Here is an 18,147-nt window from a genome sequence, read left to right on the forward strand (position 1 = left end):
CTGGAACGGCCGTCATGACCGCGATGACGCTTGCCGAGACTTGCGACTTCCTCGACCGGGAGTTCCCGCAGATGCAGGCGGGCGGGCGCGCCTACCACCTGGAGGCCGTCGGCCCGCTGACCGCGCGGATGCGGCTTCATGGCGACGCGCGCTTCCTGCGCCCGGGCGGCACGCTGTCCGGCCCGTCGATGATGGCGCTGGCCGACTATGCGCTCTACGCGGCCATCCTCGCCCAGATCGGCCCGGTGGCGCTCGCGGTGACCACGAGCCTGACCTTCAACTTCCTGCGCAAGCCCGCGGGGCTGGTGCTGATCGCCGACGTGACGCTGCTGAAGCTCGGCCGGCGCCTCGTCGTCGGCGAGGTGCGGATCACGGCGCCGGGCTCGGACGACCTCGTTGCCCAGGCGAACGGCACGTACTCGATCCCGCCGCGGTGAGGGCCTACCGCTCCGCGTAGCGGGACCACAGCATGACGCCGAAGCCGACGGCGACCGCCATCAGCGGCGCGACGACGAAGGCCACGATCTGAATGTCGGCCATGGCTGCAGCCTTCCACGAATGATGCGCGCGCACCCGTGGAGGGCGATGCTCGCAAGGAAGAAGATCGCGATGCCTTCCGACAGCGTCAACGCCGACAGGTTGGACCGTCCCGAAACCCCGAAGACGGTCGCAACGAGCGGCGCGACGGCGCCCGCGGTGAACAGGCCGCCCGCGGCGGTGTTCAGGTAGGCGGCGGAGAGCTTGATCCGCTCGTTCGAAATCAGGCTCACGCCGCGCTTTCGCGGCTCTCCGCGAGCCGCGCCGCGTAGCGCGCGATCAGGTCGACCTCGAGGTTCAGCCGGTCGCCGGCGCGGCGCTCGCCCCAGGTGGTGACCTCCAGCGTGTGCGGGATCAGCAGGACCGAGAAGGTGTCGCCCTCGACCGCGTTGACGGTCAGCGACGTGCCGTCGAGGCAGACCGAGCCCTTCTTGGCGATGAAGTGGGCGACCCCGGCGGGCGCCCGCAGGGTGAACCGTTCGCTCGCGCCCCAGGCGCCGGCGGTGACGGTCTCGCGGGCGAGGATCTCGGCGACGCCGTCGACGTGGCCGGTGACGAGGTGGCCGCCGAGCTCGTCGCCGATCTTCAGCGAGCGCTCCAGGTTGATTCGGGTGCCGGCCTCCCACCCGCCGACCGTGGTCAGCGCCAGCGTCTCGGCGGCGGCGTCCACTGCGAAGACGCAGCCGCCCTCGGCCGGCTCGATCGACACCGCCGTGAGGCAGGGGCCGGAGCAGGCGATCGAGGCGCCGAGCGCGATCGTGGCCGCATCGTAGGCGGCGCGGATCGTGAGGCGGCGCATCCGCGCATCGCCCGAGACCGAGAGCACCGTTCCGACGTCGCTGACGAGACCCGTGAACATCGCTTAAGCCTCACTCCGTTCGTAGGTCACGGCCCGGTCCGCCCCGAGGTCGAGGGACTGGGCGATCCGGAACCGTCCGCTCTCCAGCGCCTGCCCGAGATGCGGGCCGACCGCCGGCAGGCCGCCCTGCGGACCGCAGGTGCCGGGCCCGGTGATCAGGGTGCAGGAATCCACGAGATCGGCCTCGGCCAGCGCGTCGGCAAGGTGAGGGCCGCCCTCGCTGCAGAGCCGCGTCAATCCGCGCTCGCCGAGCATCGCCAGCGCCGCGTGCAGGTCGACCCGCCCGCGCGCATCGGCGGCGACGCGCACCACCGCGACGCCGAGCGATTCGAGCATCCGCTTGGCATGGGCCGGGGCGATCCGCGTCGTCACGACCAGCGTCGGGACGTCGTGGGCGCCGCGCACGAGCACGCTCGACGGCGACAGCCGCAGCTGCGAATCCAGCACCACCCGCAGCGGCGAGCGACCGCCGAGGCCGGGCAGGCGCACGGTGAGCGAAGGGTCGTCGGCGCGCGCCGTGCCGATGCCGATCAGGATCGCGTCGGCATGGGCCCGCCACAGGTGCACCGCGCCGTCGGCGATCGCGCCGGTGATGCGCAGGCGCGCCGTGTCGGAGGCGGCGGCGAACCCGTCCCGCGTCCGGGCGAGCTTGAGGTGGAGGTGGGGCCGCCCGTGGGTGATCCGCGCCACGTGCCCGGCATGGTCGCGCCGGGCCTCGGTGCCCAGCAGCCCGGTCTCGACCCGGATGCCGGCCGCCCGCAGGAGCGCGTGGCCGCGGCCGGAGACCCGCGTGTCGGGATCCTCCATCGCGCTGACGACCCGCGCGATGCCTGCCGCGACGATCGCGTCGGTGCAGGGCGGCGTGCGGCCGTGATGCGAGCACGGCTCCAGCGTGACGTAGAGGGTCGCGCCCCGGGCCGCCGCGCCGGCATCGGCGAGCGCCAGGGGCTCGCCGTGCGGGCGGCCGCCGGGGGCGGTGACGCGCTGGCCGACGATCCGCTCGGCGCCCGGCCCGCCCGCGACCACCACGGCGCCGACCGAGGGGTTCGGCCAGGTCCGCCCGAGGTTGCGCTGCCCGAGCGCGAGGGCGAGGCGCATGAAGCGCGCGTCGGCCGTCACGAGCGCGACCGTGCCGTGCGCGGCTTGCCCGCCGCGACGCCCTCGGGCGGCTCGACGCCGGCCTCCGCCAAGGTGCCGAGCAGGTCCTCGAAGTCCTTGGCCTCGCGGAAGTTCTTGTAGACGGAGGCGAAGCGCACGTAGGCGACGTCGTCGAGGCCCTTCAGGCCCTCCATCACCAGCTCGCCGATCGCCTCCGAGGTGATCTCGGCCTCGCCGCCGCTCTCGAGCTGGCGGGTGATGCCGCTGACCAGCCGCTCGATCCGCTCGGGGTCGACCGCGCGCTTGCGCAGGGCCACGCCGATCGAGCGCTGCAGCTTGTCGCGCTCGAACGGCACGCGCTTGCCCGAGCGCTTGAGCACCACGAGCTCGCGCAGCTGCACGCGCTCGAAGGTGGTGAAGCGGCCGGCGCAGTCCGGGCAGACCCGGCGGCGGCGGATCGCGGCGCCGTCCTCGCTCGGCCGCGAATCCTTCACCTGCGTGTCGGAGCCGCCGCAATAGGGACACCGCATCGGGCGGACCTTCTCATCGAGCCGGAAAGACGGCGGCCTCTCGGGAAACGAGAACGGCCGCGGATCGAGGCGATCCGCGGCCGTCTCTATCGTGTTGCAGTGCACGCCGGAAGGCTTCCCTTCCGGCGGCGTCCGGATCAGCCGTAGATCGGGAACCGGTCGGTGAGGGCGTGGACGCGGGTCTTGACCGAGGCCTCGACCGCGGAATCCCCGGCCTCGCCGTTCGCCACGAGCCCGTCGAGCACCTCGACGATGAAGCCGCCGATCTGCTTGAACTCGGCGACGCCGAAGCCGCGCGAGGTGCCGGCCGGCGTGCCCAGGCGGATGCCCGAGGTGATCGTCGGCTTCTGCGTGTCGAAGGGGACGCCGTTCTTGTTGCAGGTGATGTCGGCCCGCGACAGCGCGGCTTCCGCCGCCTTGCCGGTGAGGCCCTTCCGCTGCAGGTCGACCAGCATCAGGTGGTTGTCGGTGCCGCCCGAGGTGATGTCGTAGCCGCCCGACATCAGGGTGTCGGCCAGCGCCTTGGCGTTCTCGATCACCTGGCGGGCGTAGATCTTGAACTCGGGCTTCAGGGCCTCGCCGAAGGCCACGGCCTTACCGGCGATGACGTGCATGAGCGGGCCGCCCTGCAGGCCGGGGAAGATCGCCGAGTTGAACTTCTTGGCGAGCGCCTCGTCGTTCGTCAGGATCATGCCGCCGCGCGGGCCGCGGAGCGTCTTGTGGGTCGTCGTGGTGGCGACGTGGGCGTGCGGGAACGGCGACGGGTGCACGCCGGCGGCGACGAGGCCAGCGAAGTGCGCCATGTCGACGAAGAAGTACGCGCCGACCGCGTCGGCGATCTCACGGAACTTGGCGAAGTCCCAATGGCGCGGATAGCCCGAGCCGCCGGCGATGATCACCTTCGGCTTGTGCTCGTGGGCCAGCGCCTCGACCTGCTCCATGTCGATGCGCTGGTCGTCGCGGCGCACGGTGTAGGAGACCGGCTTGAACCACTTGCCCGAGACGTTCGGGGGCGCGCCGTGGGTGAGGTGGCCGCCGGCGGCGAGGTCGAGGCCGAGGAAGGTGTCGCCCGGCTGCATCAGGGCCATGAACACGCCCTGGTTCGCCTGGCTGCCGGAGTTCGGCTGCACGTTGGCGAAGCCGACGCCGAACAGGCGCTTGGCGCGCTCGATGGCGAGGTTCTCGGCGATGTCCACGAACTGGCAGCCGCCGTAGTAGCGACGGCCGGGATAGCCCTCCGCGTACTTGTTGGTCAGCACCGAGCCCTGCGCCTCGAGCACGGCGCGCGAGACGATGTTCTCGGAGGCGATCAGCTCGATCTCGTGCTGCTGCCGACCGAGCTCCTGCTCGACGGCCTTGGCGATCTCCGGATCCGCGTCGCTCAGCGGGGCCGCGAAGAAGGAGTTCGAGAAATGCTTGTCGGAAGCGGTACCGGCGCTCATGGATGGCCTCTGTTCTTGTATGCGGGCGAAATCGGCGCGCTCGTCCCGTCGGCGTGCACGGGCGAGCCTTCGTAGCGCTACTCTCTACACGCGTGCGTGGAAGCCGCCAACACAGGCCTTTTTGCCGCGGGGGCAAGAAAAGTTGAGGCCGGGCGCCCGGCAGCGTCAACTGCACGCTGAAAGCAAGACTGGGCGATCGGCCGTGCCTCGCTCCGCAACGCTATAGGAAAATTGACTTTATTAGGAATATATGGCAAGGCCTCTTCGGGGGAGCTTTGGCATGAACGAACGTCGAGACCAGCTTCGATTCGCGCACAGAGTTGCAGAGATCCGCCTGCGATTGCGATGCTGTCCGTGCTCAGCCATTCCCTCAAAGCCGGCTTTCGCCCGGATCAACCCCGAGGCCAGGATGGTCGCTGGACCGGCGGCGCCGGTCAGATCGTGCGCAGCCAGATAGAGAAAACCGGGAACGCAAGGATCGACGCGAAGACCGAGCTTCTTGTGGATGTCGTCAAGGAGGCAATCTCGATCTCGGGAGATGTCCGTGTGCCGGCCTACGGCGTCCGACTGCATGCTGCGACCGCTCGATTGATTCGCAATCTGGATATTCCAGGTATCGGCCGGCACGGCGTCGAGCAAAGCTTCAGCCTGGGCGATAGTGTTGGTTATGGGCTGGAGGGAAGCGTGCGGACCGACGTGGTCTTGCGCGATGGAAGAACATCCTCGGCCCCGATATTGGCGGTATGGGACTTCAAGACGGGAAATGCGCGTCTGACACCAGCGCGCGTCCGGGAGATCCGTGAAGGTCTCGGGGTCGGCTCCGATGTGCCGGTGATCGAAATCCATGTTCGACGCGGTGTCGCGGTCAAATCACATGCCGCCACGACGAAGATAAGCGTTTTTGCCGACATCCACTGGTTTTGAGGGACAGAACATGACGATGGAAGCCTACGCGTTCTGCGCCCGTCCGATCAAATCGATCGAAGACTGGCAAGCGTCGATCGATGCCCTCGGGTTCGATCTGAGATTGAGATCGGCTCGCGATCTCGCGGATCATCGGGGGCACCTTCCGGCGCTTTGGCGTGGCCGAGAAGCCGGGTTCGAGTTCGGCGCTTGCGCGTTCGCGGAACTGGCGGAAACGTACGACGACATCGATCTCGGCGGGCCGTGGCCCTACGCCTACGCCTTCTATTTCGCGGCTTTGCCGAGTTGCGTCGGCACATGGCTGGCGCTGGCCGCCTGCCTGACGCTGACCGACGGCGTGGCTTTCGACCCGCAAGAGGGAAGAATTCTTCGACCCGGAGAGGCCGCACGCTATGCGCGGGATACCGAGAACGAGGTCGATCGGATCGAGTCAGGGGAGGTCGGTCGCACGCCTTCATAGATGTCGAAGGTTGGAGGGGCCCGCCGACATGGGTCGCGTCGAACGACGGACCCATCCGCCGGCCTCACGCCGACACGTTGGTCTCCACCAGCACCGTCTCCGTCTCGAACTCCGCCGCGTGCCACGCCTCCGCGGGGAAGTGGAACACGCTGCCGGGGCCGAATGCCGCACGGCCCTGCTCGGTCTCCAGGATGCCTGAGCCGGAGAGCACCTGCACGAACTGCTCGTGCGCGTGGCTGTGCCGCGCCGCCGAGGTGCCCGCTGGGACGACGATCCGCACGAGGCTGGCGCCCGCGCCCGGGATCGTGCGCTTGGCGACGCCGTTTTCCGCGACGGTCTCGTCGCGTTCGTCCCAGGCGAGCAGGTGGTCGGTCATGGCGGCCTCGTGGTCAGCCCTCGAAGATGATGCAGGCGCGGTCCCGGTCAACGCACGATGCGCTCACGGCCACACCTTGATCGCCACCGGCCGCCGCAGCAGGTCGCGGTCCGAGGTGATGGTGCAGCCCTCCGTCCGCAGCGTCACGTAGGTGAGGATCGCGGTGTCGCCGACGTCGTCGAAGTTCCGGCCCTCGGCCCTGGGGTCGAGGAGGGACGGGTAGGCGATCAGGCCGCCCGGCGCCGCGCAGGGGTCGTCGTAGAGCGTCGCCCCGGCGACGAGCAGCCGCGGCACGTCCCAGGTCAGAAGGTCGCGCGAGCTCGTCCAGTAGAAGCCCGATTGCGCGAACCCGTCACCCGCCTTGGCCATGAACAGGGCGACGAAGGCGCCGGTGCCGCGATGGCGGACCACCGCCCCGACGGGCGTCGGGAACGGCGCCACCGGCTTGCAGGCCTCGGCCCGCGCGCCCTTGGTGCGGTACGGATCCGGGAAGGACGCGGTGAAGCCGGTGCCGGTCCAGGCGCGCCAGCTCGCCGCATCGCCGGGCGTGGCGGTGCGGAACAGGCACACCCCGGCCTCCTGATCCCCGGGCCGGTCCCAGCCGGTGGTCGAGACGAAGACGTAGCGGAAGCGCCCGTCGGCGAAGACGTTCGACGGGTTGAAGAAGCCGCGGTGACGCCCCTGGCCGACCTCCTGCCGGAACGGGGCCGCCATCGCCACCGCGGGCGGGGTCGTGCGCAGGAAGCTGCGGCCGCCATCCGCGGAGGCGGCGGTGGTGATCGTGTTGTACCAGCAGGCCTCGTAGGTCTCGGCCGTGCAGCGGCCCGGATGCTCGTTCGCCTGGTACTCGTGGTGCACCAGCGCGGCGATTCGGGCGCCGTCCTCGGTCCAGGTGGCGGTGATCCAGGAGCGGTCGTCGTAGAGCGCCGGGTCGGCCTTCTCGCCCGAGTCGAGCACCACCGTGCAGTCGAGCTTGAGGTGGTCGAGGTCCGGCCCGCGCAGGGCCCGGTTGCGGTAGTGCATGCCGAACAGGGCGACCGCACCGGTGGCATCCCGGAACGCGCGGGCCGAGGCGTCGGGCACGTCGGCGCCGTCGCAGGCGTCGCGCCCGGCCTTGAACACGATGCTCGGCGGCCCGACCAGGGTCAGGCTCGACAGCGGCGGCTCGGCGGCCGCCTGCGCGAGCGCCGGCAGCGACAGGAGAAACAGCGCGAGGCGGAGCCGCATGGGACGAGACCGGTGGGTGCGCCGAAAGCGCACTTGGACGGGGAGCGCGCACGGACAACGGTCGCGCGCCTGGACAAACCACGGGAGTTTCTGTTCAGAACCGTTACAGAATGGCTTCCCGCCGGTGCGGGGGCCCGATCCTCCCGAGCCGAGTCCCCATCCATGCTGATCCTGATCCTCGGGCTGGTGCTGTTCCTCGGCACCCACGCCTTTTCGATGCTGCGCGCCAAGCGCTCCGAGGTCGTCGGCCAAGTCGGCGAGGGCAAGTACAAGCTCGGCTACACCCTGCTCTCGGTCCTCGGCCTCGTGCTGATCGGTGTCGGCTTCCACAACTATCGCGTCGACGGGTACATCCCGGTCTGGGATCCGCCGGTCTGGACGCGCCACCTGTCCCTGGTGCTGGTGCTGCTCGCCTTCATCGTGCTGGCCTCGGCCTACCTGCCGGGCCACATCCGGGCGAAGGCCAAGCACCCGATGCTGCTCGCCGTGAAGATCTGGGCGACGGCGCACCTGCTCGCCAACGGCGACCTCGGCTCGATCCTGCTGTTCGGCTCGTTCCTGGCCTGGGCGGTGATCGCCCGGATCAGCGCCAAGCGCCGCGCGCTCACGGCGGGTCAGGTCGTCGCGCAGCACGGGGGCGCCGCGGCCCCTGCGGGCTGGCGCAACGACGCGATCGCGGTGGTCGTCGGCGTCGTCGCCTGGTTCGTGTTCGGCAAGTATCTCCACCCGATCCTGATCGGCGTCTACGCCTGGCCGGGCCAGGCGTAGACGCCGCCCGGTCGCCAAACCGGCGCCCGCGTGCTAGGCGCGGGGCCAATCGAGACGCTTCAGGTCGTCCGGCTCGCGCGCCGGACCGGGATACGATGGCTGAGAACAACGAGTTCATCCGCGAGGTCAACGAAGACTATCGCCGCGACAAGGTCGCCGAGATCTGGCGCCGCTACAGCGGCGTGATCATTGCGGTGGCGATCCTGGTGGTCGCCGGCGTCGGCGGCTGGCGCTACTGGCAGACGGCCCAGCGCAACGCGGCCGAGGCCGCCTCGCAGCAGTTCGACGAGGCCAACCGCCTGGCCCGCGACGGCAAGGTGGCGGAGGCCGACAAGGCGTTCGACGCCCTCGAGGCGCAGGGGCCGGCCGGCTACCGCCTGCTCGCCCAGTTCCGCTCCGCTGCCGAGACCGCCAAGCGCGACCCGGCCGCGGGCGCCGCCGCGTTCGAGGCGATCTCCGGCGACACGGCGCTCGGCGACGGCCTGCGCGACCTCGCGCGGCTCCGCGCGGCGCTGATCCGCCTCGACCTGCCCGATCCGGCGCCCGCGCTCGCCAGCCTGCAGAGCCTGGCCGCCGGCACGCCGTTCCGCTTCACCGCCCGCGAGATGCTCGGGCTGACCGCCCTGAAGCACGGCCAGTACGACGAGGCCGGGCGCTGGTTCGACCAGCTCAACATGGACCCCGAGACGCCGCAGAACCTGCGCCAGCGCATCGAGGTCTACGTCGCCCTGGTCGCCGGCGGTCCCGTGACGGTGACCGAGGCGAAGCCCGAGCCCGCCGCGCCCCCGCCGCCGATCACGCGCTGATCGCTCGACACGCCAGTCCAAAACCTCCGGCGCGACTGGCTCGCACCGGAGGTTTTGGGCATTCTCCGGACCTTCGCCGCCCGGCCAGCCCGGCGGCTCGACCGAACATAGAACGGACCACCCCATGGAACTGCCGACCGTCGCGATCGTCGGACGGCCGAATGTCGGCAAGTCGACCCTGTTCAACCGCCTCGTCGGCAAGAAGCTGGCGCTGGTCGACGACCGCCCGGGCGTCACCCGCGACCGCCGCGAGGGCGACGTCGCCTTCGGCGGGCTGAACTTCCGCATCATCGACACCGCCGGTCTCGAGGAGGCCGATTCGGCCACCCTGCTCGGCCGGATGCGGATGCAGACCGAGGCCGCGATCCTCGAGGCGGACGTGGTGCTGTTCGTCATCGACGCGCGGGCCGGCATCCTGCCCGCCGACCAGCCCTTCGCCGAGCTGGTGCGCCGGGCCGGCTGCAAGGTGATCCTCATCGCCAACAAGGCCGAGGGCGGCGCGGGCATGGCCGGGGCCTACGAGTCGTTCCGGCTCGGGCTGGGCGACCCGATCCCGTTCTCGGCCGAGCACGGCGAGGGCATCGGCGAGCTGCACGAGGCGCTGAAGGAAGCCCTGCCCGAGACCGACGAGGACGAGGACGACGACGACCCGCGCGGCAAGCCGCTCAAGGTCGCCATCGTCGGCCGCCCCAACGCCGGCAAGTCGACCCTGATCAACCGGATGCTCGGCGAGGACCGCCTGCTCGTCGGCCCGGAGGCCGGCATCACCCGCGATTCGATCTCGCTCGACTGGGAATGGCGCGGGCGCCGGATCAAGCTGCACGACACCGCCGGGATGCGCCGCCGCGCCCGGATCGAGGACAAGCTCGAGAAGCTCGCGGTCTCGGACGGCATCCGCGCCGTGCGCTTCGCCGAGGTGGTGGTGGTGCTGCTCGACGCCACGATCCCGTTCGAGAAGCAGGACCTCACCATCGTCGACCTCGTCGAGAGCGAGGGGCGCTCGCTGGTGATCGGCCTCAACAAGTGGGACCTCGTCGCCGACCAGCCGGGCCTGCTCAAGTCGCTGCGCGAGGACTGCACCCGCCTGCTGCCGCAGGTCCGCGGCGTCGCGGTGGTGCCGCTCTCGGGGCTCGCCGGCGACGGCGTCGACAAGCTGATGCAGGCGGTGGTGCAGGCGGCCGAGGTCTGGGACACCCGCATCTCGACCTCGCGGATCAACGACTGGCTCTCCGAGGCGACGCAGCGCAACCCGCCGCCGGCCGTATCGGGCCGGCGCATCAAGATCCGCTACGCCACGCAGGTGAAGAGCCGCCCGCCGCACTTCGCCCTGTTCGGCAACCAGCTCAACGCGATGCCGAAGAGCTACACCCGCTACCTCACGAACTCGCTGCGCGAGGCGTTCGCCCTGCCGGGCACCCCGATCCGGCTCTCCCTGCGCACCTCGTCGAACCCGTTCGACAAGGGCTGAGCACCGGCCCCGCGCGACGACGCCTCAGCCCCGGGTCGTCCGCGCCAGCCATTCCACCACTTGGTCCAGCGCCTGCCGGTTGCTGTGCCCCGCGTCCCGCGCGGCCTCGAACGCGGCGATCTGGCCGTCGGCGCTGGTGCCGCCCGAGACGATGGTCCGCGCATGCGCGACCTCGGCCGCGCAGCCGAGCGCCGCCGCATCCTCGGCGACGAGGTCGAGCACCGTCTCCAGGGCGTCGGCGAAGGGCAGGGCCGCCTCGCGGGCTTCGTCGATCAGCTCGGCGCCGACGCCGCTGCGCTGGGTGCGCCAGAGGTTCTCGTCGGCGAGCGCTCGGGAGACGCCGTCGAGCCCGGCATTGAGGTCCGGCCGGCGCACCACGCAGCGCACGAGGCAGCGGAACAGCGCGGCGATGGTCAGCGCGTCGGCGAGCCGCGTGCAGCTGTCGGCGATGCGCAGCTCCAGCGTTGGGAACTTGATCGAGGGCCGGAGCGACCACCACAGGAAGCTGGCATCCTGGATCGAGCCGGCCTCCGTCATGATCCGCACGTAGCGCGCATAGGCGGCGGCATCGGCGAAGAGCTCGGGCAGGCCGGTGCGCGGCAGCTCGCCGAAGGCGCTCAGGCGGTAGGCGGTGAGCCCCGTCGGCTTGCCCTGCCAGAACGGCGAGGAGGCCGAGAGCGCGAACAGCAGCGGCTGGAACGGCAGCAGCCGGTTCATCAGGTCGACCCGCGCCTCCGGGGCCGGCACCTCGACGTGGACGTGCATGCCGCAGATCAGGCTGCGCCGCCCGGCGAGGCCGACGTCGCGCAGGATGCCGCGGTAGCGGTCGCCCTTGGTCGGCAGTTGCCGCGACCAGTCGGCCACCGGATGGGTGCCCGCGGCGAAGATCAGCAGCTCGTGCTCGGCGGCGAGGTCCGCGAGCGCGCCGCGCTGCCGGGCGAGCGAGTCGCGCGCCTCGGCGAAGGCGGTGACGGGCGGGGTGCAGACCTCGACCTGGCACTGCAGCAGCTCGCGCCCCGCCTCGGGCAGGCGCTCGGCCGCCTCGACGTGGAACGGCTTGACCGAGCGCCGCGGCGTGCCGCGCGTCTCCGCATCGGCCAGGAAATACTCTTCTTCGATGCCGAAGCGGTAGCTGTGGGCGGTCATCGCATCCCTTCGCGTTCGGCGCGTGCGCGGAAACGCAACAGGCGCGCGGAGGGTGCCGTTCCACCGAGCGATGTCTCGGCCCGGGGCTATTCGCGCAGGGCGCCGCCGACGAGCCAGGCCGGGTCGAACCAGCGGTCGGCCTCGCCGTCGTAGGGCAGGCGGGTGACGTCCCAGTTCTGGATGTACTTCGCGTAGACGTTCCAGACCGCGATGCCGCCGCCGACGAAGATGCGGCGACCGGGATAGCGGGCGAGCACCGCCTCCGGATCCTCGTGCGACCGGATCACGTCGATGGTGCGGTCCTTGAACGCGAAGGCCGGCACCGAGGCCACCGTCTTCGGGCCGGCGATCAGCACATGGCCCATGGTCAGCGCGAAGAACCGCGTCACGTCCTCCACGAAGAGCGGGTCGGTGTTGCCCTCCCAGGGGAGCTGGCCGTTCAGCCCGAGCTGGCCGCGCTGGCCGATCGCGCAGATGCAGCGCACGTCGATCATCAGGATATCCGGAAAAGTGCGGGCTCGGCCCCGACCGCTCAGCGCGGCGCTTGCGGGCTCACGGTGCGGTCGGTGGGGAAGTCGTAGATCAGCCCGGTTTCGCTCGAGGCGGGGCTCGCCAGCCGCACGAAATGCGGGGCGAGGTCTTCCGGCGTCCTCAGCGTCTCCGGGTCCTCGCCCGGCATCGCCGCGCGGCGCATGTCGGTGCGCAGGGGGCCGGGATTGAGCAGCATCGCCCGGACGTTGGTGGTCTCGTTCTCGGCGGCGTAGGTCCGCACCAGCGCCTCGAGCGCCGCCTTCGACACCGAGTAGGGCCCCCAGTAGGCCCGGCACTTGCCCGCCGCCCCGGAGGTGACGAAGATCGCCCGGCCGGCATCCGACATCCGCAGCAGCGGGTCGAACGAGCGGATCAGCCGCCAGTTCGCGGTGACGTTGACGTCCATCACCTGGCCCCAGACCTTCGGGGTGATGTGCCCGATCGGCATGAGATTGCCGAGGATGCCAGCATTGCCGACGACGATGTCGAGGCGCTTCCAGCGCTCGTTGATCGCCGCGCCGAGCCGGTCGACGCCGTCGTAGTCGGTCAGGTCGAGGGGCACGAGGGTCGCGGTCGAGCCGACCCTGCGGATCGCGTCGTCGAGCTCCTCCAGCGCGCCCTGCGTGCGCGCCACGGCGATGACGTGCGCGCCGGCCTCCGCCAGGGCCAGCGCGGCGGCCCGGCCGATCCCGCGGGACGCGCCGGTGACGACGGCGACGCGTCCGTCGAGTGAGGTCTTCGTGTCGGTCATGCGCGAGGGGTCAGTCCGCTTCGGCCAGCATCGCGAGGCGCTTCGGCCCGGCGATGGCGAGGTCCGTCAGGCCGGTCGGGTAGTCGCCGGTGAAGCAATGGTCGGTGTATTGCGGGCAGGCCTCGATCCGCTCCGCCTCGCCCATCGCCCGGTACAGGCCGGGGATCGAGAGGAAGGCCAGCGAATCCGCGCCGATGTAGCGGCGCATGCCTTCGAGGTCGTGGGTGGCGGCGAGCAGCTTCTCGCGCTCCGGCGTGTCGATGCCGTAGAAGTCGGGATAGGTGATCGGCGGGCTCGCGATGCGGAAGTGCACCTCCGCCGCGCCGGCCTCGCGCATCATCCGCACGATCTTCACCGAGGTGGTGCCGCGCACCAGGCTGTCGTCGACCAGCACGATGCGCTTGCCCTCGATCGCCGCCCGGTTGGCCGAATGCTTCATCCGCACGCCGAGCTCGCGCACCGACTGGGTCGGCTGGATAAAGGTGCGGCCGACATAGTGGTTGCGGATGATTCCCATCTCGAACGGGATGCCGGTCTGCTGTGCGAAGCCGAGCGCGGCCGGCACGCCGGAATCGGGCACCGGCACCACCACGTCGGCCGGCACCGCGGCCTCGCGGGCCAGCTCGACGCCGATGTTCTTGCGCACGGCGTAGACGCTCTTGCCGTTCACCACCGAATCCGGCCGGGCGAAGTAGATGTACTCGAAGATGCACGGCCGCATCGGCACCTTGTCGGCGAAGCGGATCGACTCGATGCCGTCCTCCGAGATCACCACGACCTCGCCGTTCTCGACGTCGCGCACGAACTTCGCACCGATGATGTCGAGCGCGCAGGTCTCCGAGGCCAGCATGTAGCGGCCGTCGAGCTCGCCGAGCACCAGCGGGCGGATGCCGAGCGGGTCGCGGGCGCCGATCAGCTTCTTGTTGGTGAGCGCGACGATGGCGTAGGCGCCCTGGATCGCCTGCAGCGCGTCGATGAAGCGCTCGACGATCCGCGGCTTTCGCGAGCGCGCGGCCAGGTGCAGGATCACCTCCGTGTCGGAGGTCGACTGGGTGATCGCGCCGTCGCGCACGAGATCGCGTCGGATCGAGAGCGCGTTGGTGAGGTTGCCGTTATGCGCCACCGCCAGGCCGCCGCCGGCGAGCTCGGCGAAGAGCGGCTGGACGTTGCGCAGGATGGTGCCGCCGGTGGTCGAGTAGCGCACGTGGCCGATCGCGGCGCGGCCCTTCAGCCGGGCGATCGTGCCGCCGTCCGAGAACGAGTCGCCGACGAGGCCGGGGCGCCGCTCGGAATGGAAGACCTCGCCGTCGAAGGCGACGATGCCCGCCGCCTCCTGGCCGCGGTGCTGCAGGGCGTGCAGCCCGAGCGCGACGATCGCCGAGGCGTCGGGATGCCCGAAGATGCCGAAGACGCCGCATTCCTCGCGGAGCGTATCGCCGTCGGTCTCGGGGTCGAACACGGAATCCACGGTTGCGGCGCGGTGTGACATGGCCTGAGGTCGATCCCTGGTTGCCGTCCGCCCGCAAGCTGCCCGGACCGCGTCCGCGCGGCCGGCCCCGCGGCGCCGTCGTCAAGGCGTTATCTGAGGCCTCGCGGCATCGCAACCAAGCCGGATCGAACGCAGGTCAGGGTCACCGCGGCAACATATGCTGAGCCGGCCTTCTTTCGCGCGCCCTCAGCGCCGCGGCGCGGGCACGGCCGGCGTGGTCTGGCGCGGGGGCACCTCGGTCTCGGCCGGTGCATCCACAGGTTCGTTCTGCGGGGTGTCGACCTTCGGCTTCTTGAACTGCTTCAGGAAGCCTTCCGGATTCTCGGGCAGCTGCGCCACCAGCGCGTCGCCGGACTTCTCCAGCATCGGCCGGGTGCGCGCCTCGGCGGCCCAGGTCGGGACCTTGCCCTGCACCAGCCAGGACAGGAACACCCAGCCGATCACGCAGATCAGGAAGCCGCGGGCGGCGCCGAACAGGAAGCCGAGGGAGCGGTCGATCGCGCCGATGCGCGAATCGAGCACCACGTCGGAGATCTTCACCGTGATGATCGAGACGACGATCAGCGTACCGAGGAAGATCGCCGCGATCGAGGCGACGAGGGCGACGGTGTCGCTGGTCACGTGCTGCTTCACCGTCGGCAGCAGCATCGGATAGAGCGACCACGCCACCGCGGCGGCGGCGACCCAGGCGATGATCGCCAGCACCTCCCGCGTGACGCCGCGGACGGCCGCCAGCAGGGCGGACACCACGACGATGCCGAGCACCACGAGATCGAGGACGGAAAACGGCATCTGCGGGTTCGGATCGGATGGGGAGATGCCACGACGAAAGCGATGCGGTCTGCGGCTCCCCTGGACCGCGGGCGCCTTATATCGCGGTCAAACTCGGCCGTCACCCTCGGTGGCGACTGCCGGCCGCCGGAACCCGCCGGTTGCAGACGGGCTTTCACCGCCCTTCCCAAGCCGCCGGCGCCGCACAGGTCGTCCTGAGAACCGCGCCCAGCCGGTCGCCTAATCCGCATCCTCGTCGTGGGCCGCATGGCGGCGCTTGCCCGAGGCGACCCGGCGCGGCCCGTTCGCGGCGATGCCGGCCACGAGGTCGGCGATGTGGCGCAGCGACTCCGTGGCGAGCGCGCGGTCGGTGGTCTCGCCGCGCCCTTGCGGCGTCATCGCCTTGGCGAAGCCGAGCTTCTGCGCCTCCTTGAGGCGCGCGCCGGCCTGCGCCACCGGCCGGATCGCGCCGGACAGGCCGATCTCGCCGAAATACACGGTTTCCGGCGGCAGCACCGCGCCCGACAGCGACGAGACCAGGGCGGCGGCCACCGCCAGATCCGCCGCGGGCTCGGAGATGCGCAGGCCGCCCGCGACGTTGAGATAGACGTCGTGCGTGCCCAGGCGGATGCCGCCGTGGGCTTCGAGCACCGCGAGCACCATCGAGAGCCGGTTCGGGTCCCAGCCGACCACGGCCCGGCGCGGCATGCCGAGCGACGAGGGCGCGACCAGCGCCTGGATCTCCACCAGCAGGGGCCGCGTGCCCTCCATGCCGGCGAAGACCGCGGTGCCGGCGGCCTGGTGGTCGCGTCCCGCCAGGAACAGCGCCGAGGGGTTCGGCACCTCGGCCAGCCCCATGTCGGTCATCTCGAACACGCCGATCTCGTCGGTCGGCCCGAAGCGGTTCTTCACCGCCCGCAGGATGCGGAAATGGTGGCCCTGGTCGCCCTCGAACGAGGCCACCGCGTCGACCATGTGCTCGACCACCCGCGGGCCGGCGATCTGCCCGTCCTTGGTGACGTGGCCGACGAGGATCACCGCCGTGCCCGTGGTCTTGGCGAAGCGGATCAGGGACTGGGCGGAGGAGCGCACCTGCGTGACCGTGCCGGGCGCCGATTCGACGGTCTCGGTCCACATGGTCTGGATCGAATCGATGATCGCCAGCGCCGGCGGGCGCCCCTGCGACAGGGTCTCGACGATGTCCTCGACGTTGGTCTCGGCCGCCAGCTCCACCGGGTGGCCCGACAGCCCGAGGCGCTCGGCGCGCAGGCGCACCTGCCCCACCGCCTCCTCGCCGGAGATGTAGGCGACGCGCTCGCCGGTCTTCGCCATCGCGGCCGAGGCCTGCATCAGCAGGGTCGACTTGCCGATGCCGGGATCGCCGCCGAGCAGGATCACCGAGCCGCGCACGAAGCCGCCGCCGGTGACGCGGTCGAGCTCGCCGATTCCGGAGGGGATGCGCGGCGCTTCCCGCGCCTCGCCGGTCAGGCCCTCGAGGGGGAACACCCGCCCGCGGGCCCGGCCGGGCCGGGTCGCGGCCGGGCCCGATTGCGGGCCGGAGCCCCCGGGCGTCTCCTCGACGATCGTGTTCCAGCCATTGCAGGCCTCGCAGCGCCCGCGCCAGCGGTTGTAGACCGCGCCGCAGGCCTGGCAGATGAAGGTCTGGTGGATCTTTGCCATGCGCTCGCAGCGGGTTCGGGGCCGGATCCGCTCCGGGCGGACGGCGTCACGCCCCGATATACGTGCGAACGTAACGAGAACCCAGCCCCGTCAGGATCTCGTAGCCGATCGTGCCGGCGGCGCGTCCCACCGTGTCGACGTCCAGCCCATCGCCGATCAGCGTGGCGATGGTGCCGCGCCGGGCGTCCGCCGCCTCGGTGACGTCGAGGATGATCAGGTCCATGGAGACGAGGCCGAGGATCGGGCAGGGAATGCAGGCGACGAGCGCGTGGCCGTGCCCGCTCGCGGCCCGGGGATAGCCGTCGGCGTAGCCGAGTGAGAGCGTCGCGAGGCGCCGGGGCGCGGGCGCGGTCCAGCACCCGTTGTAGCCGGCCTGCGCGCCGGCGGCGACCTGCCGGATCTGCAGGATCGTCGCCTCCAGCCGCACCACCGGCCGCATCGGGTTGGCATGGCGCGTGGGAGTCGGGTTGCCGCCGAACAGCGCGTAGCCGGGCCGCAGCAGGTCGTGATGCGTCGCCCCGTCGAGGAAGATGCCCGACGAGTTGGCGAGCGAGCCGGGAATGCCGGGAAACGCCGCCCGCACCGTCGCGAAGTCGGCGATCTGCCGGGCGTTGACCGCCTCGTCGGGCAGCTCGGCGCTGACGAGGTGGCTCATCACGAGGTCGATGCCGGCGGCCCCGATCCGTGGATCGCCGGCAAGCGCCAGCGCCTCCGGGACGGCGAGCCCGAGACGGTTCATGCCGGTGTCGACGTGGAGCGCGGCCGCACGCATCCCGCGCGAGGCCGCCGCCCAGTCCGACACCTCCTCGACCGAGCCGAGGACGGGGCGCAGGTCCATCGCCAAATAGGCCGGGGCGGAGCCGGGGGAGAGCCCGTTCAGGACGTAGATCGCGGCCTCGGGCAGCGCGCCCCGCACGCGTGCGGCCTCGCCGAGATGCGCGACGAAGAACGTGCGGCAGCCCGCCGCCCAGAGCGCCCGGGCGACCGGCTCGGCGCCGCAGCCATAGGCATCGGCCTTCACCACCGCGGCGCAGGCGCGGCCCGGTGCCTCCGCCGAGAGGCGGCGCCAGTTCTCCGCGATGGCGCCGAGATCGACGATGAGGCGGGCGCCGTGCCCGATGGCGTCGGTCGCGACGGTGCTGTCTCGGGAAATCGTCGGGCTCCGATGTTCCGCCGCGCGTGCGTCGCCGTCCGCGCAGCCTGACGGGTCAGGGCATGCCATTACCGCGCCAGCGGCCGGAAGGCACGGGGCCTGCAACGCAGGACCTGCGACGCGAAACCTGC

Annotated in this window: 20 protein-coding genes; 6 read left to right on the plus strand and 14 right to left on the minus strand. The window is 71.2% G+C overall.

Going from position 1 to position 18,147, the window contains the following annotated elements; translation table 11 throughout:
• Nucleotides 1–14 precede the first annotated feature (14 nt).
• The gene (locus MKK64_RS03795) at nucleotides 15–437 is read left to right on the plus strand and encodes a PaaI family thioesterase (RefSeq protein WP_243932295.1); all 423 of its coding nucleotides are present in this window, start codon (nucleotides 15–17) and stop codon (nucleotides 435–437) included.
• A 60-nt stretch (nucleotides 438–497) separates the two neighbouring features.
• Here MKK64_RS03795 and MKK64_RS03800 read toward each other — a convergent pair whose 3' ends face one another.
• From MKK64_RS03800 to glyA, 5 genes are all read right to left on the minus strand, one after another.
• Nucleotides 498–770 carry a hypothetical protein gene (locus MKK64_RS03800; protein ID WP_243932296.1) on the minus strand — a complete coding sequence of 91 codons (273 nt, stop codon included), beginning with the start codon at nucleotides 768–770 and terminating at the stop codon, nucleotides 498–500.
• Nucleotides 767–1,396, minus strand: a complete 630-nt coding sequence (locus MKK64_RS03805; RefSeq protein ID WP_243932297.1) for a riboflavin synthase — start codon at nucleotides 1,394–1,396, stop codon at nucleotides 767–769. Before MKK64_RS03805 ends, MKK64_RS03800 begins: the two co-directional genes overlap by 4 nt.
• Nucleotides 1,397–1,399: 3 nt before the next feature.
• Entirely contained in the window at nucleotides 1,400–2,515 is a 1,116-nt protein-coding gene (gene ribD, locus MKK64_RS03810) for a bifunctional diaminohydroxyphosphoribosylaminopyrimidine deaminase/5-amino-6-(5-phosphoribosylamino)uracil reductase RibD (RefSeq protein WP_409567860.1), read from the minus strand.
• A complete protein-coding gene (gene nrdR / locus MKK64_RS03815) occupies nucleotides 2,512–3,024 on the minus strand; it encodes a transcriptional regulator NrdR (protein WP_147858293.1) in 513 nt (170 codons plus the stop codon). Before nrdR ends, ribD begins: the two co-directional genes overlap by 4 nt.
• 137 nt (nucleotides 3,025–3,161) lie before the next feature.
• Nucleotides 3,162–4,466: a serine hydroxymethyltransferase gene (glyA, locus tag MKK64_RS03820; RefSeq protein WP_243932298.1), complete on the minus strand. Its 1,305-nt coding sequence runs from the start codon at nucleotides 4,464–4,466 to the stop codon at nucleotides 3,162–3,164.
• A gap of 345 nt (nucleotides 4,467–4,811) precedes the next feature.
• Here glyA and MKK64_RS03825 point away from each other — a divergent pair, with 345 nt between their 5' ends.
• On the plus strand, nucleotides 4,812–5,390 hold the full coding sequence (locus tag MKK64_RS03825; RefSeq protein WP_243932299.1) for a hypothetical protein: 579 nt from the start codon (nucleotides 4,812–4,814) through the stop codon (nucleotides 5,388–5,390).
• A gap of 10 nt (nucleotides 5,391–5,400) precedes the next feature.
• Nucleotides 5,401–5,850, plus strand: a complete 450-nt coding sequence (locus tag MKK64_RS03830) for a hypothetical protein (RefSeq protein ID WP_147844273.1) — start codon at nucleotides 5,401–5,403, stop codon at nucleotides 5,848–5,850.
• Between the two features lie 64 nt (nucleotides 5,851–5,914).
• Here MKK64_RS03830 and MKK64_RS03835 read toward each other — a convergent pair whose 3' ends face one another.
• Both MKK64_RS03835 and MKK64_RS03840 read right to left on the minus strand, forming a co-directional pair.
• Nucleotides 5,915–6,226 carry a cupin domain-containing protein gene (locus MKK64_RS03835; protein ID WP_147844272.1) on the minus strand — a complete coding sequence of 104 codons (312 nt, stop codon included), beginning with the start codon at nucleotides 6,224–6,226 and terminating at the stop codon, nucleotides 5,915–5,917.
• Between the two features lie 63 nt (nucleotides 6,227–6,289).
• Nucleotides 6,290–7,453, minus strand: a complete 1,164-nt coding sequence (locus MKK64_RS03840) for a hypothetical protein (RefSeq protein ID WP_243932300.1) — start codon at nucleotides 7,451–7,453, stop codon at nucleotides 6,290–6,292.
• A gap of 162 nt (nucleotides 7,454–7,615) precedes the next feature.
• Between MKK64_RS03840 and MKK64_RS03845 the strand changes: the two genes are divergently transcribed.
• The 3 genes from MKK64_RS03845 to der all read left to right on the plus strand — a co-directional run bounded on the left by MKK64_RS03845 (nucleotide 7,616) and on the right by der (nucleotide 10,495).
• Nucleotides 7,616–8,221, plus strand: a complete 606-nt coding sequence (locus tag MKK64_RS03845) for an NnrU family protein (protein WP_147728307.1) — start codon at nucleotides 7,616–7,618, stop codon at nucleotides 8,219–8,221.
• Nucleotides 8,222–8,316: 95 nt separating this feature from the next.
• Complete coding sequence (locus tag MKK64_RS03850; RefSeq protein ID WP_243932301.1) at nucleotides 8,317–9,027, plus strand: tetratricopeptide repeat protein; 711 nt, start codon at nucleotides 8,317–8,319, stop codon at nucleotides 9,025–9,027.
• A 124-nt stretch (nucleotides 9,028–9,151) separates the two neighbouring features.
• On the plus strand, nucleotides 9,152–10,495 hold the full coding sequence (gene der / locus MKK64_RS03855; protein WP_147725718.1) for a ribosome biogenesis GTPase Der: 1,344 nt from the start codon (nucleotides 9,152–9,154) through the stop codon (nucleotides 10,493–10,495).
• A 24-nt stretch (nucleotides 10,496–10,519) separates the two neighbouring features.
• Here der and MKK64_RS03860 read toward each other — a convergent pair whose 3' ends face one another.
• The 7 genes from MKK64_RS03860 to alr form a co-directional block, all read right to left on the minus strand.
• Complete coding sequence (locus MKK64_RS03860) at nucleotides 10,520–11,641, minus strand: carboxylate-amine ligase (protein WP_243932302.1); 1,122 nt, start codon at nucleotides 11,639–11,641, stop codon at nucleotides 10,520–10,522.
• Nucleotides 11,642–11,727: 86 nt separating this feature from the next.
• Nucleotides 11,728–12,135 (minus strand): dihydrofolate reductase, encoded by a 408-nt coding sequence (locus MKK64_RS03865; protein ID WP_243932303.1) that lies wholly within the window; start codon nucleotides 12,133–12,135, stop codon nucleotides 11,728–11,730.
• 38 nt (nucleotides 12,136–12,173) lie between these two features.
• On the minus strand, nucleotides 12,174–12,923 hold the full coding sequence (locus MKK64_RS03870; RefSeq protein ID WP_243932304.1) for an SDR family NAD(P)-dependent oxidoreductase: 750 nt from the start codon (nucleotides 12,921–12,923) through the stop codon (nucleotides 12,174–12,176).
• A gap of 10 nt (nucleotides 12,924–12,933) precedes the next feature.
• On the minus strand, nucleotides 12,934–14,412 hold the full coding sequence (gene purF / locus MKK64_RS03875) for an amidophosphoribosyltransferase (RefSeq protein ID WP_147841974.1): 1,479 nt from the start codon (nucleotides 14,410–14,412) through the stop codon (nucleotides 12,934–12,936).
• Between the two features lie 186 nt (nucleotides 14,413–14,598).
• On the minus strand, nucleotides 14,599–15,204 hold the full coding sequence (locus MKK64_RS03880; protein ID WP_147841975.1) for a CvpA family protein: 606 nt from the start codon (nucleotides 15,202–15,204) through the stop codon (nucleotides 14,599–14,601).
• 219 nt (nucleotides 15,205–15,423) lie between these two features.
• Nucleotides 15,424–16,863, minus strand: a complete 1,440-nt coding sequence (radA, locus tag MKK64_RS03885; protein ID WP_147725726.1) for a DNA repair protein RadA — start codon at nucleotides 16,861–16,863, stop codon at nucleotides 15,424–15,426.
• 46 nt (nucleotides 16,864–16,909) lie between these two features.
• The gene (alr, locus tag MKK64_RS03890; RefSeq protein WP_243932305.1) at nucleotides 16,910–18,085 is read right to left on the minus strand and encodes an alanine racemase; all 1,176 of its coding nucleotides are present in this window, start codon (nucleotides 18,083–18,085) and stop codon (nucleotides 16,910–16,912) included.
• Between the last annotated feature and the right edge of the window lie 62 nt (nucleotides 18,086–18,147).

Source organism: Methylobacterium sp. E-025 (assembly GCF_022829705.1).
In the GTDB taxonomy this organism is placed as follows: Bacteria; Pseudomonadota; Alphaproteobacteria; order Rhizobiales; family Beijerinckiaceae; genus Methylobacterium.